The sequence below is a fragment of the Deferribacter thermophilus genome, assembly GCF_049472675.1.
GTDB lineage: Bacteria > Chrysiogenota > Deferribacteres > Deferribacterales > Deferribacteraceae > Deferribacter > Deferribacter thermophilus.
The window spans coordinates 1-14,588 of record NZ_JAPNXM010000019.1 but is presented as its reverse complement, the minus strand read 5'-3'; the positions used below and the strand labels follow the sequence as shown (position 1 = coordinate 14,588).

At 32.1% G+C, this 14,588-nt stretch carries 8 protein-coding genes and 2 CRISPR repeat arrays; all 8 genes read left to right on the top strand.

All coding sequences use genetic code 11. The features are described from left to right. Window positions 1-636: 636 nt before the first annotated feature. Window positions 637-2,336: direct repeats of the CRISPR family, unit length 36 nt; unit sequence ATTAGAATTTGTTACCCTGTTCGAAGGGATTGCGAC. A 206-nt stretch (window positions 2,337-2,542) separates the two neighbouring features. The 8 genes from cas6 to OWM07_RS10865 all read left to right on the top strand — a co-directional run bounded on the left by cas6 (window position 2,543) and on the right by OWM07_RS10865 (window position 14,286). Continuing rightward, window positions 2,543-3,451, top strand: coding sequence for a CRISPR system precrRNA processing endoribonuclease RAMP protein Cas6 (gene cas6, locus OWM07_RS10900; protein ID WP_423303774.1), 909 nt, complete (start codon window positions 2,543-2,545; stop codon window positions 3,449-3,451). Window positions 3,452-3,507: 56 nt separating this feature from the next. Beyond that, window positions 3,508-5,922 carry a type III-A CRISPR-associated protein Cas10/Csm1 gene (cas10, locus tag OWM07_RS10895; RefSeq protein ID WP_423303773.1) on the top strand — a complete coding sequence of 805 codons (2,415 nt, stop codon included), beginning with the start codon at window positions 3,508-3,510 and terminating at the stop codon, window positions 5,920-5,922. A 1-nt stretch (window position 5,923) separates the two neighbouring features. After that, the gene (gene csm2 / locus OWM07_RS10890) at window positions 5,924-6,331 is read left to right on the top strand and encodes a type III-A CRISPR-associated protein Csm2 (protein ID WP_423303772.1); all 408 of its coding nucleotides are present in this window, start codon (window positions 5,924-5,926) and stop codon (window positions 6,329-6,331) included. Between the two features lie 11 nt (window positions 6,332-6,342). Next, window positions 6,343-7,140 carry a type III-A CRISPR-associated RAMP protein Csm3 gene (csm3, locus tag OWM07_RS10885; protein WP_423303771.1) on the top strand — a complete coding sequence of 266 codons (798 nt, stop codon included), beginning with the start codon at window positions 6,343-6,345 and terminating at the stop codon, window positions 7,138-7,140. 2 nt (window positions 7,141-7,142) lie between these two features. After that, window positions 7,143-8,099: a type III-A CRISPR-associated RAMP protein Csm4 gene (gene csm4 / locus OWM07_RS10880; protein WP_423303770.1), complete on the top strand. Its 957-nt coding sequence runs from the start codon at window positions 7,143-7,145 to the stop codon at window positions 8,097-8,099. Window position 8,100: 1 nt separating this feature from the next. Next, window positions 8,101-9,360: a type III-A CRISPR-associated RAMP protein Csm5 gene (gene csm5, locus OWM07_RS10875; RefSeq protein WP_423303769.1), complete on the top strand. Its 1,260-nt coding sequence runs from the start codon at window positions 8,101-8,103 to the stop codon at window positions 9,358-9,360. A gap of 353 nt (window positions 9,361-9,713) precedes the next feature. Further along, window positions 9,714-13,252: direct repeats of the CRISPR family, unit length 36 nt; unit sequence GTTGGAATTTGTTACCCTGCTCGAAGGGATTGCGAC. Window positions 13,253-13,274: 22 nt separating this feature from the next. After that, on the top strand, window positions 13,275-13,487 hold the full coding sequence (locus tag OWM07_RS10870) for a hypothetical protein (RefSeq protein WP_423303768.1): 213 nt from the start codon (window positions 13,275-13,277) through the stop codon (window positions 13,485-13,487). A gap of 253 nt (window positions 13,488-13,740) precedes the next feature. Further along, window positions 13,741-14,286 carry a hypothetical protein gene (locus OWM07_RS10865; protein ID WP_423303767.1) on the top strand — a complete coding sequence of 182 codons (546 nt, stop codon included), beginning with the start codon at window positions 13,741-13,743 and terminating at the stop codon, window positions 14,284-14,286. The last annotated feature ends 302 nt before the right edge of the window (window positions 14,287-14,588 follow it).

Below are 14,588 nucleotides of genomic sequence, written 5' to 3'. Positions count from 1 at the left end.
AAAATTAAGCATAATTTAGCAGAAAATAGATTAAATATCAATATGTTATATAAATTTTACTGTGCAACACCCTTATATATTAATTAACTCCTTTTTTATATTTATTAAAAATTGCATATATTAATTATAACTTATTTCTTCTATAAATTCATTAACAGTTTCATAGTCAACTAATTTGTATAAGGGTTTATAGATTTTGATATATTTTAAAATTCTTACACAGAGTATTTTATTTCTACTAGATTGGAAGTTTGCCAATTTCTCAAATTATGATATAATCATTATATCTGTTGTTTGACAATTGAATATTTTTTTGTGATGAGGTGATTAAAATTTGGGCAGTTATTTTGGCTGGGAGTTTGAAAATCAGCCGAAATTTAGTTAAATTTTAGATATATCAATTGGTTACGCCATTTTTTAAAGTTCTCCCTCTAAAATGATGACGAAATAAAATCTTTGTATTTATCAATAAGTTAAGTTATGTTTAATTTTGCTGAACTTTAAATTTTTTATTCTTAATTATCAACAAGTTAGAAAATTAGGGGTATAGTGAATAGTAATTAATTAAAAATAAAACGGAGAACTTTAAAAATGGGTTGCCAACTAATTGATAATATGATAATAAAAAAGGTGGCTATTAGAATTTGTTACCCTGTTCGAAGGGATTGCGACTATCCGTTTTTTACTGCTATCCATCCGTCTTTGATTTCGCATTAGAATTTGTTACCCTGTTCGAAGGGATTGCGACAGTATTAATTTTAAAATATTCTCTAACTTCTGCTACACAATTAGAATTTGTTACCCTGTTCGAAGGGATTGCGACTTTTACCGGTCTTACTTACCCGACCGGTAAGTTCAATTTCGATTAGAATTTGTTACCCTGTTCGAAGGGATTGCGACTTTTCTAATATTGAAGTATTGCCAGACCTTGAAGGATAGATTATTAGAATTTGTTACCCTGTTCGAAGGGATTGCGACACACATTCTTCCATCAGGTTTTATAAGTTGAAATGCTTTTCTATTAGAATTTGTTACCCTGTTCGAAGGGATTGCGACCATTAATCTTTTTATAATAAGTATAATATATATAGTGGCATTAGAATTTGTTACCCTGTTCGAAGGGATTGCGACTATTCAATTAAATCAATATCATACCATACGTTGAAACCTAATTAGAATTTGTTACCCTGTTCGAAGGGATTGCGACATAGTAGCTTCAACTACTTTCTTTTTTGATTTTTTAGATTAGAATTTGTTACCCTGTTCGAAGGGATTGCGACTATATATAAAGAACGCTCAATTGAACTCATCGAGCATATTATTAGAATTTGTTACCCTGTTCGAAGGGATTGCGACTTTTTGGATTACATCATCAACCTCTGTTAAACCTTTTTTATTAGAATTTGTTACCCTGTTCGAAGGGATTGCGACACAAGCATCCATAAAATCTTCTTTACAAGAAAAATTTTCGAATTAGAATTTGTTACCCTGTTCGAAGGGATTGCGACTTTCTTTCGAGGATTATATAAACCTACTTCAAAAACTTTAAATTAGAATTTGTTACCCTGTTCGAAGGGATTGCGACATCCCTTCAATTTTTACATTTTTGAAAATAGCTTCGAAATTAGAATTTGTTACCCTGTTCGAAGGGATTGCGACAAAAGCCCATATCTGCCTCCTATTTCTTTTTTTTTCGGGATTAGAATTTGTTACCCTGTTCGAAGGGATTGCGACTTCCACTCAATATATGATCCTATACAGAGGATAGTCTATTAGAATTTGTTACCCTGTTCGAAGGGATTGCGACTCGTTCCGAATATATCGTTGAACTCATTCAACCAAGCCTATTAGAATTTGTTACCCTGTTCGAAGGGATTGCGACGATTTAAACCCATCATGAGGCATAATTGATTTGAACATTAGAATTTGTTACCCTGTTCGAAGGGATTGCGACAACCCTTACGCTTTGAACTTTGTTCAAAGCGATTTATCTGATTAGAATTTGTTACCCTGTTCGAAGGGATTGCGACATAGCCATCTAGTTCGACTCCAACACCTTTTAATGTAAGATTAGAATTTGTTACCCTGTTCGAAGGGATTGCGACTAAGTTTTCCCCACTTCATATTGAAAACCCCTGCACGTCCAATTAGAATTTGTTACCCTGTTCGAAGGGATTGCGACATCTTTAATTTCTTCAAAGCTATCTTGAAATTCTGTATCAAATTAGAATTTGTTACCCTGTTCGAAGGGATTGCGACAATATATCAACAGGAATACCCAGGAGATTCCTGTATGTGAAATTAGAATTTGTTACCCTGTTCGAAGGGATTGCGACTTAGCGGGTGAAGGTAAAAATACTCTTCACCCTCAATAAAATTGGAATTTGTTATCCTGCTTTTAGAAATTGTCTTTAGATGATACCTAAATCCGAACAAATTAGGATATAGGGAGTTACATTAAATAAAATTTTTTTGCAATTTCTGTTGAAATTATATTTTTACATCTGGTATAATTTATTATGATTATGAAAAGGGGGAGATTTTGGAGTTTGTCAAAGTAAAATTTTTATTAGAAGCTACTGATGATATTGTTTTACCAAAATATAAAGGTTCTACTTTTAGAGGAGCTTTTGGCTGGCAGTTTAAAAGAATAACCTGTGTATTAAAATCGAGAAATAATTGTGATGGATGTTTGGTACAAAGCTCTTGTTTTTATTACAATATATTCGAGACAGTTGTTTCTGATATACCCAGACTTAAAAGTGGAGAAAAAATACCACACCCATATATATTAGTACCACCTCTTGAAGAAAAAAATCATTATGAGACAGGAGAACAATTTTCTTTTGAACTTTTAATCTTGGGTAAATATGTAGAAGCATTGCCATATTTTATATTCACTTTTGAAGAGCTGGGTAAGAAAGGGTTTAAAAGGAATAATGGTACATTTAAAATAAAAAATTTATATCAAAATGATCATTCAATATATAATGATAATAAACTAAATTTCAAACCCCAAAAATTGGATATAATAGAGCTTAAAAGTAAATATAGCCCAGCAATAGAGATAAAATTAATTACTCCATTGAGATTACTCAGAAAGGGAAAACCTGTTAATAATCCAGATTTTTATGAATTTTTTATGGCTGCTCTAAGACGAGCTGAATTACTTTTATATTACTATTCTAATACAAAAATAGACGAAATTATGGATGTAAAAAAACTTATAGAGCAAGCTCGCAAAGTAAAATTATATAAACCAGAGTTTTATTGGTATAACTGGGAAAGGTATTCTAATAGGCAAAAAAAGAAAATTAGTTTGAGTGGTATAAAAGGGAGTTTTTTCTTAAAGGATTTGCCAGAAGATATTTTTGCAATCTTAAAATTTGGCGAGATTTTCCATCTTGGTAAAAATACAGCATTTGGTTTAGGCAAGTATGAAATTTTATGAGCTTATCTCAAAAATTAATTTTTGTGCTATAATGTATTTCAAGGGGGTGAGTAAAAATGCAAGATTATAATATCACACTTATTTCATTAGGTGCTTTGCTACATGATATTGGCAAATTTTATATGAGAGCAAATAGAGATGAAAAAATAGATTATAAAAACTATAAATTAAAACATGCCGCTTTTACAAATAAAGTTTTTGATATTTTTAATGAGTATTTTACTAAATTTGGTATTAGCAAACAATCATTCGTATATGATTCGGCATATCATCATATTAACTTGGAAGAATTAGAGAATAATAGTGAATTTTGGAAAATAATCTATACTTTTTCTGATTGGCTTAGTGCGGCTGAGAGGTTAGATGAAGAAGATGATGATTTAGAAAAATTAAAATATTTTGAAAAGCCTCTTTACTCAATTTTCGAACCAGAAAAAGGTGTATACGGCTATAATTTATCTAAGCTATCCTGCAAAAAAGATGTATTATTCCCTAAAAAAGAAATTTCAAACCTAAATTATAAAGAATTATGGGAACAATTTGAAGAAGATTTGAACAAATCATTGGATAGATTAATTAAAAATTTAAATATTTCAGATGAAGATGAATTAAATAATATAAAATTAAATCATCTGTTTAATCTGATATTTACTAAGTTGTATCAATATACATGGTGTATCCCTGCTGATACTTATTCTAAAAAATCAAGAGAAAAGCATTATTCCATAATTTCTTTATTTGACCATTCTAAAATTACTTCTGCATTTGCAGGAGCTTTTTACTATAACTACATAAAATATAAGGATAACGATTTATCTCAAATTAATTGGAAAAATTTTTTTGAAAACAGTGAGTTTACAATATTAAAAGTTGATTTTGGTGGTATTCAAAAATTTATCTCTGCCGTAAAAACAGGAGAAGGGGATATCGCTAAAAGATTAAGGGGTAGAAGTTTTTTAATGGCGATTTTGCCTGAAATAATGGCAAGATATATTATTAATCAATATGGTTTGATTATTTCAAATATAGTATTTTGCGGGGGTGGAGGATTTGACCTGTTGCTTCCTAAAGATGATGAGAAATTAAATGAAATACTTAATAAATTGGAAAAATATACTTTAGAGGTTTTTGAGGGTGAGATTAGTTTAGGCTTTGGTAAAGTTAACTTTAAAGCTGAGGATATTTTAAAGAACAGGAAAAGTTACAGCGATATCTACGGTGAATTATCCAAAGACCTTAATAATAAAAAATATAAAAAATATGCAAATTTTCTAACAAATTTGGAGATAATAAATAAAAACGCAGGAGATAAGATAGGGCTTTGTAAAGCGTGTGGAATTTATCTTGTAGATAAAGAAAATGGCATTTGTAAATTGTGTCATGATGTGAAAGAAATTGGCGAATGGCTACCAAAAACAAAATTTATCGGGTATTCGAAATTAGATATTAAAAACGATGATTTGCTTAAAATAGATTTGGATGAACTTGGTTATTTATACTTTTTTAAAGATACTAAAGAGTTAAAAGAAAATATTATCCTTGATAATTTTATATCTGTTATAGACATCCAACCAGAAAAAAAAGTTGATAGTTTGATTGCAACAGAAATCAAGTATATCGGAAACTATGTCATGAAAGTTATTGACAAAAATATTAAAAGACCAGCAACTTTTGAAGAAATAGCTGAGCAGAGTGAAGGTGATGATAAAATTGGTGTTTTAAGAATGGATGTGGATAATTTAGGGACTTTTTTTAGAGATTTAAATAAGGATAAATCTTCAATTACCTATTATGCTACAATTAGCAGGCTATTAGACCTTTTCTTTTCTGGTTATGTTGGGACAAATATTTCTGATAAAGAGTCAGACCCTTATTATGTAGTTTACGCAGGGGGTGATGATCTGTTTATAGTAGGGGCATGGGACAAACTGTTAAAAAAATCTTTTGAAATTAACAAAGATTTTAAGGAGTTTGTATGTAATAATGAAAAATTATCTTTATCTGCTGGTTATATTGCTTGTAGTCATAACTTACCTGTTAGTTCTTTTGCTTATTATTCAGATGTGGCAGAAAAAAACGCAAAAGAGAATGGTAAAAACTGTATTTGTGTGTTTAGTAATATAATCAGATGGGATGAAGCTGATGATGTTTTAAAGCTTGCTGAAAAAATGATTGAGAAAATCAAAAATAAAGAAATTTCTAGGGGGTTTATTCATTATTTAAATATATTAAGCAGGCAGTTTTTAATTGACCATAATAAAAGTGAAGAGCTCCTTACAAATTATTTAAAAGAGCCAAAGCTAATGATATACCCTTTGTTATTTTATTACATAAATAGGAATTTTTCTTCTAAACTGAAAGAAAATGGCTTTGTTGTAGAATTTATAAATTATATTTTAGACAAGAAAAATTATGATAAATTAGGATTTATAATAAATTACTCAGTTTATAAAACAAGAGAAAGGGGGTAGTATGAGACAGAATACTAATCAAAGAGATAATGAGAATCAAAAAGAGTATTTTAAGGATCCAGCAAATTGGTCAGTTGAAGATATTGCGCTTGAAAAAGGTTTAGTAGCAACTCTTGCTAAAAAAGATAAAACAAAGATGTCACAGGTGAGAAAGATTTTTGCTGAGCTAAATAACTTATATTCACTTTCAAAAAAATCAGAAAATATTGATGAAATAAAAAAAGAAGTGTTGATGCTTTTTCCAAAGATAAATTATGCAAAGAATAGAGAAGTTTTAAAATATGATTTGTATGTAGTTTTGAAAAATTGGTTAAACTATTTATATAACGAACTAAAGAAAGGTAATAAAAAACCTTTTGAAAAGTTTCACGACTTTTTGACAGCTTTAATTTCGTATAAAAAAGATTAGGAGGGAGTCAGATGTCAGTAAAGTTATCAAAAACGGTTGAGATAAAATATAAATTAAAATGTTTGACTGGTTTACATATCGGTGGCTCTAAAGAGACATTTGAAATTGGTGGCCTTGATAATCCAGTTATTAAGTTGTCATATTCGTTTGAAAATAATGGAATTGAATATAAAGAGGGGATGCCATATATACCTGGTTCTTCTGTTAAAGGGAAGATTAGAAGCCTTTTAGATTGGAAATATGAAACTTTCGATGTGATAAAAGAAGTGATAAAAGAAGATAAAGGGAAAGATAGGAAAGAAATATATAAAGCTAAAGAAAAATATGATTCTGATGAAGTGAAGAAAATTGGGATATTATTTGGCTTTCCTGCTGAAAAATCCAAAGAGTTTGGTTTAGGCCCAGCGAGGTTAAAATTCTTTGATGCCTATCCAACAAAAGATACAATCAACAAGTGGGAAGAAGAGCTTGGAAAAAATATTTATACAGAAATAAAAATTGAAAATAAAATAGATAGGTTAACATCCGCTGCTAATCCAAGAAATATAGAAAGAGTTCCTGCAGGCTCAGTTTTTGAAGGGGTTATACTTTTTGATATTTTTGAAATTGATACTTCAACTAATATTGATAATAAAGAGTTAATAGAAATTTTTATAGATGGTCTAAAAATGCTTGAGCAAAGTTTTCTTGGTGGTGGTGGGAGTAGAGGAAATGGTAGAGTAAAATTTGTGAGTTTTGAGTTGGATGGTAAAGAGGTTAGTACGGTTGATGCACTAAAAGATGAGTTATTAAAACAACTGGGAAGTTAACAATGGGTAATTTTGCTTTGTGTTTTTCTGAAATATCATTTATTTCACCATTAACAGTAAAGCCAAATAGTAATACTCTTTTTGGTTCAATAATTTATTCATTATATAGAATTAAAGGGCAAAATTATGTAGTAGATGTACTTGAAAAGTTCAAAAATGGAGAACCACCATTCTTAATATCTTCAATTTTTCCCATAAAAAATAATAATTACTATTTTCCAAAAGTAATTCTACCTTTTGAAAAGACAGAAGGTCTTGACAGTAAAATGATAAAGAAAATTAAAAAATCTCAGTTTATTCATCAAGAGATTTTAAAAACTTTGTTGACATCAGAAAAAAAGGTAGCAGATATTTACAAAGATTTTCTAAATAGCAATGATTATTTTGTAAATATTATCAAATTTGATAAAACCCATAACTCAATTGATCGATTTACAAATAATGTAAGAGAAGATGGTGGTCTGTTTTTTGAAACATCTTTTGTGTTAAATAATGCTTTTTTTCTAATATTGTTGGTAGACTTTGAATTAGACTTATTAAAACAATGCATTGAGCTTGGAGGAAGAATAGGGCTTGGTGGAAATAAAAGCACAGGTGCAGGAAAATATAGTGTAATAGAGATTAAAGAAGTTGTAGATAATAAAAAATTAGATTTTTTAATTGATTATATAAAAAATGACTCAAAATATTTTATCACTTTGTCTCCTGTCATACCAAAAACAGATATTGATATCGATAAATCTTACTATGAGCTGGAATTTTATAGGGGATGTGTGGAGCAAGACTTTAATTTACCTGTTAACAATATTTGGAAAAAAAAGGTTATATATTTAAAAGAGGGGAGTGTATTGTCTTTAAAAGACAATAACGAAAAGTTTTTGGGATGCTGCCCGATTGTTCATAATGAAAAAGAAATTATTCAATATGGTTATGAATTTAGAATGAGTTTAGGAGTTTGATATGGAGCTTTTTACACTGACACCTGTTCATATTGGTAATGGTCAGGAAATCCAAAGAAGTGAATTTGTAGTAGATGATAAAGTTATAAAATTTTATGATATTGATGAAATAGTGAGATATATACTTGACAATTATAATGCCGACAGTTTTAAAAGTTTTGTCGAAGACAAAGATAATTTTTCATTAGAAGAACTTGTTGAACACTTCAAAATTGATTTAACAAAATTTAGATTGTTAAAACATTATCATGTTGATGATACATTAAATACAAACAAAATATTAGAATTTATAAATATGAATAATCGCTGCTATCTCCCAGGAACTACTATAAAAGGAGCAATCAGAACAGCAGTAATTTACCATCTAATAAAAAATCATAAATTAGACCAATTAATTTTATCTATAAAAAGTTTTTTGGTAAAAATGCAAAAAATAATGCAAGATTTAAAACAGATACATAAAAATAATAGAGAATTTTCTAAAGAACTTAGAAAAGTAATCAGCAATAACTTTAATAACTTTTCTTTTATAGAGAATTCCACTCATTTTTATTATTATAATGACGCTAAATATGATATTTTCAAGTTTTTGCATATTCCTGATAGTGAATATATAAACAACAATGAGTTAACTATTAAAAAAATAAAAATAAAAAATATAGGTCAACCCAGAACAGTGTATGCAGAATGCTTAAAAAAAGATACAAAAATTACATTTCCAGGGGATATTTTTATTGATAAAAAAAGTTTAGATTTTTCTTTTGATACAATATCTAAAGAATTAAAAGATAGAAGATTGCTTGATACTTTAAGTGAGATTTTTGAGTCAAGTAAATCTATTTTACAATATACAAACGATTTTTATCAAGAACTGCTAGATTTTGAGAAAGAACACTACAATCATTCAATAAATATTTTAAATAAAGGTTATTTGATTAGAATTGGTAGATTTAAGGGTTTTTTTGCAAACACTATAGCAATGTTAATAGAAAAAGAGGATAAAGAACTTTTTGGTAGATTTTTTAAATTAGTAGCACCTAAAGGTTATGAAGATAACCCTGCCAAGAGTTTAAAGTTGGTAGGAAATAGCAATGATACTATGGGATGGTGTTCATTTGTATTAGATAAATCTTTTGATATGAGTAAATCAAAAAATGGAAAGAGTGAAAAAAAATCTAAAGAGATAAAGAGTAATGATACTCAGAATGAAGTAACAGAGGAGATGCTTTTAAAATTACAAAAAAAGTTTAAGGGTAAATAATAATTTGGTTGTTTGACAATTGAATATTTGTTGTGATTGGGTGATTAAAATTTGGGCAGTTATTTTGGCTGGGAGTTTGAAAATCAGCCGAAATTTAGTTAAATTTTAGATATATCAATTGGTTACGCCATTTTTTAAAGTTCTCCCTCTAAAATGACGACGAAATAAAATCTTTATATTTATCAATAATTTAAGTTATGTTTAATTTTGCTGAACTTTAAATTTTTTATGCTTAATTATCAATAAGTTAGAAAATTAGGGGTATAGTGAATAGTAATTAGTTAAAAATAAAACGGAGAACTTTAAAAATGGGTTGCTAACTGATTGATAATGTGATAGTAAAAAAGGTGGCTGTTGGAATTTGTTACCCTGCTCGAAGGGATTGCGACTTTTGAGGAACTAAAAATTGTGGATCATCAGGTAAAATATGTTGGAATTTGTTACCCTGCTCGAAGGGATTGCGACTAATGACCCCCATCCCTATCTTGGTAGGGGCGCCAATTTGTGTTGGAATTTGTTACCCTGCTCGAAGGGATTGCGACAAGAAAACCACCTTCTCCTTTACAATTATTACAGTAAACACGTTGGAATTTGTTACCCTGCTCGAAGGGATTGCGACTAATCAGAACAATCACGACAAAACTGGAATAATCCAGCTTGTTGGAATTTGTTACCCTGCTCGAAGGGATTGCGACTGAATGCCACTAACATTGTCCGAACTCCCCTATAGTTGGAATTTGTTACCCTGCTCGAAGGGATTGCGACTTTACGGGATTGAGTTGGAGTTCGGATGTTAGTGGTAGTATGTTGGAATTTGTTACCCTGCTCGAAGGGATTGCGACTTTTTTTCACCGTTAAGTTGAAGGGTGATAGTTGCAAGTTGGAATTTGTTACCCTGCTCGAAGGGATTGCGACTTGCTCCTATTTTTCAAGAAGTGTCAGGTTGGCTTTATTCAAGTTGGAATTTGTTACCCTGCTCGAAGGGATTGCGACATAATACTGTCGCCAACCTTCATGGCGACCACGATATCAAGTTGGAATTTGTTACCCTGCTCGAAGGGATTGCGACCACCCAATCCAGTTTCAAGATAGTATTCTTTATCTATCTTGAGTTGGAATTTGTTACCCTGCTCGAAGGGATTGCGACATGGTTGCCAATTGCTAAAATCTTTAATTATAATACTATGTTGGAATTTGTTACCCTGCTCGAAGGGATTGCGACTAAAATATATATGCAAAAAAAAAGCCGTTGCCACTATGGACAGTTGGAATTTGTTACCCTGCTCGAAGGGATTGCGACTTCTTTAAATCCATATTTGTCATATCTTGTCGTTCTTATTCGTTGGAATTTGTTACCCTGCTCGAAGGGATTGCGACTCTTATAGGGCGTGAGATTCTATATCTCACGCTTTCCCTTGTTGGAATTTGTTACCCTGCTCGAAGGGATTGCGACTTATCATAATCATAAAACTTAACTATAAAATTACCTTTTTTTGGTTGGAATTTGTTACCCTGCTCGAAGGGATTGCGACGAAAAATATGATACTTTTTATCATATTTCCTTTCCTCCTAAGTTGGAATTTGTTACCCTGCTCGAAGGGATTGCGACTTTAAAACTTCTTTTGCTTGTTTTTCAGTAAGTAAAAACGTTGGAATTTGTTACCCTGCTCGAAGGGATTGCGACTTATTAGCCCTATTTAACAATAAACTTTGACGGATCAAAGGTTGGAATTTGTTACCCTGCTCGAAGGGATTGCGACTTGTGTGTTGAGGTTTCTGATTGCGTCGTCGTCTTTTGATAGTTGGAATTTGTTACCCTGCTCGAAGGGATTGCGACTAGAGATTTTAAATTATCGCGTTTTGGCTGTAATTTTTTGAGTTGGAATTTGTTACCCTGCTCGAAGGGATTGCGACTAGATTACATTTAGTTATTTCTATGCGTGATTATGCTTCTCGTTGGAATTTGTTACCCTGCTCGAAGGGATTGCGACTAACATTGCTTTTTGTGCTACTAAAAATTGGTATAACTGTTGGAATTTGTTACCCTGCTCGAAGGGATTGCGACAAATATTCGGCTCTCAGAGGTATTTTTTATCCTACCTTCAGTTGGAATTTGTTACCCTGCTCGAAGGGATTGCGACTTTATTTTTTCTCTTTTTAAATATTTTTCTGCAATCTCTTGTTGGAATTTGTTACCCTGCTCGAAGGGATTGCGACAAAAAATTGAGCGATATGCTCAGGTTTGATTTGGATCTTGTTGGAATTTGTTACCCTGCTCGAAGGGATTGCGACTACTATCCCTGCTACTCCAACAAGTAATACAAACACTCGTTGGAATTTGTTACCCTGCTCGAAGGGATTGCGACAATGGTATTAATAGACCAATCGAATACCAAAGCGACCAGTCAGTTGGAATTTGTTACCCTGCTCGAAGGGATTGCGACTTTTTTTGCCCGCCTGAAAAAGGACAGGAGGTAGCCCCCGGTTGGAATTTGTTACCCTGCTCGAAGGGATTGCGACTCAAGTCTAAAAACAAAAAAAAGTAAAAAAGAAGAGGGGGGAGTTGGAATTTGTTACCCTGCTCGAAGGGATTGCGACATCAACACCATACTTTTTGAGTTCATACATATCATCCTCGTTAGAATTTGTTACCCTGCTCGAAGGGATTGCGACTAAATAAATCTTTTATATCCAGTTCTTGTCCTGTCTCTGTTAGAATTTGTTACCCTGCTCGAAGGGATTGCGACAGAATTATAAAAATTTTTGTTAAATTCATTAAATCCCATAATGGTTAGAATTTGTTACCCTGCTCGAAGGGATTGCGACATAGATTTTTGGTGGCACACCTCTTCTTTTAAAGCATATTTGGTTAGAATTTGTTACCCTGCTCGAAGGGATTGCGACTAACTTCTTCATTCTTGAATATCCATCTGTCCCAAAGGAGTTAGAATTTGTTACCCTGCTCGAAGGGATTGCGACGGCAAATGGGAGTTACATTCCTTACGAGGCGGGTTTATCCAGTTAGAATTTGTTACCCTGCTCGAAGGGATTGCGACTTATCAATTTTCTAAATTTTGAAGCATAAGAACTTAGTTAGAATTTGTTACCCTGCTCGAAGGGATTGCGACTTCATTTCTTTTCCGTTCATACTATACCTCCTTATCATAAGTTAGAATTTGTTACCCTGCTCGAAGGGATTGCGACTGATGCAAGGCTTTTATCCTCTCCATCGCTGATTCGGTTAGAATTTGTTACCCTGCTCGAAGGGATTGCGACCACATTACAAACAGAGTAAGTCCAACACCCATACTATTTCTCTGTTAGAATTTGTTACCCTGCTCGAAGGGATTGCGACCAGGTTCAAACACAAGATAATGCCTTTTATTTCTGCTTTGTTAGAATTTGTTACCCTGCTCGAAGGGATTGCGACTAAAATTATGTTCTCAAGAATTTTATTATCTATATCTTCGGTTGGAATTTGTTACCCTGCTCGAAGGGATTGCGACTCTTTATACCAGAACCAACCTCTTCTTGGATCATCTTCTTTGGTTGGAATTTGTTACCCTGCTCGAAGGGATTGCGACAAGTTCGATATGGCACTTGCCAGAAGTCAGAAAACTCTTTGAGTTGGAATTTGTTACCCTGCTCGAAGGGATTGCGACTGATATCCGTTTGCTCTGTACCATTCATTCGCTCGTTTTTCGGTTGGAATTTGTTACCCTGCTCGAAGGGATTGCGACTGCGTAACTATTTTCATTTACCTACCTCCTTGTTTTTTTTCGTTGGAATTTGTTACCCTGCTCGAAGGGATTGCGACAATCGGGAGACTGAGCATGACTACTTTAATGATAAACATGTTGGAATTTGTTACCCTGCTCGAAGGGATTGCGACTTATAGGAGCGGGAGGTGTGTTATGAGAATAATATTAGTGTTATTGTTTGCAGGAGTTATGAGCGGTTGTACTGTAGCAGCTGGTAATTTAGGTCTGGATCACGGGAATAAACTATATTGGAAAGTACGTAAAGAAATTTATAAACCGAAAGAAGTACAAATGGACAATGAAACTAAAAAGACTTTAAAAGACTTCGACCCTGCAAAGTTTGTAGTAAAGCAACGTAGCGACTAATCAGTCGCTACTACCCTCCAAGAAAATCTTTATACTTAAAATTCGTTTCAAAAACCTTATTTACTTCTTTTACATATTCTTCCTCAGATGCTGTTACATCATAAATTGCATAAATAATATACAATGTTTGCCGCATATTTGCAATAAAATTATTTTATTTATACATTATTATTTAAAAAGTCTTGACTTTTTTCAAATAATTCGTTATAATCTATCTTATTATTGGTTGATAAAAAAATAAGAAGGAGGGATTATGAAGAGACTTTTAGGCGGTTTATTAATTATGTTTATGTGCATCAGTGGTTCAGCAATGGCCATTGAGAAGGGCGATTTTTCTTTAGGGTTAGGTTACAAGAATGTGGAGTTTGATACTGCAAACGACACAGATGCTGATCTTGTCGGGCTTTCGCTTAACTATCACGCAGGTCTTACTCAGGCTGCTGGAATGGATGTAAATTTAAATCTATCTCTTGGTTATTATTATGGCGAAATGGATATTGAAGGTTATGCAGGGGATGACCCTAATATTGAAAATGTTTCATTTGCAGCAGGTGTGGGTGTAAGTAAAGATTTTGGTAAACTTACTGCTGGTCTTAATGTAAACGGCACATTTGACCATTTTGATATTGAACATAGCGATAATCTTGATCCTTTTGGTATTGGTGGTGACATTTATGCAACTTATGTATTCGGTAAAAATCATAATATCGGTATCAAAGCTGAATATATCAAATTCTTAAGCGAAGATGACCTTGATTACAGCGTAGGTGCTGGCATTACATACGGGTTTAAGTTTTAAAGGTATTACCTACTTCCTCTTTTCTTTTGCATTAGGCGACCAAAACTGGTCGCCTTTTTTTATATCTTATTGCGGAAAAAGTTCCATTGGTAAAACAATCAGGTTTTCCTCTGTCAATACAAACGTAGTTCCCCGAATGGAAGATTATCTAACGTTATGATTTTACCTTGAATAAATGAATGTGAGTACTGGTATGGTGAAGGCGTAGGTGTAGTAAAACAACTGAAGGCTATTGCATAATTTCTATGTTTTTCAATTTTCATCATTTTTCTTAAATTTTGCTCAATTTTCTACTCAATTTT

What these genes read in the sequence shown, in the direction of transcription:
- OWM07_RS10870 (WP_423303768.1), top strand. Translation starts at nt 13,275, where the DNA reads ATGAGAATAATATTAGTGTTATTGTTTGCAGGAGTTATGAGCGGTTGT.
- csm5 (WP_423303769.1), top strand. Translation starts at nt 8,101, where the DNA reads ATGGAGCTTTTTACACTGACACCTGTTCATATTGGTAATGGTCAGGAA.
- cas10 (WP_423303773.1), top strand. Translation starts at nt 3,508, where the DNA reads ATGCAAGATTATAATATCACACTTATTTCATTAGGTGCTTTGCTACAT.
- csm2 (WP_423303772.1), top strand. Translation starts at nt 5,924, where the DNA reads ATGAGACAGAATACTAATCAAAGAGATAATGAGAATCAAAAAGAGTAT.
- csm4 (WP_423303770.1), top strand. Translation starts at nt 7,143, where the DNA reads ATGGGTAATTTTGCTTTGTGTTTTTCTGAAATATCATTTATTTCACCA.
- csm3 (WP_423303771.1), top strand. Translation starts at nt 6,343, where the DNA reads ATGTCAGTAAAGTTATCAAAAACGGTTGAGATAAAATATAAATTAAAA.
- OWM07_RS10865 (WP_423303767.1), top strand. Translation starts at nt 13,741, where the DNA reads ATGAAGAGACTTTTAGGCGGTTTATTAATTATGTTTATGTGCATCAGT.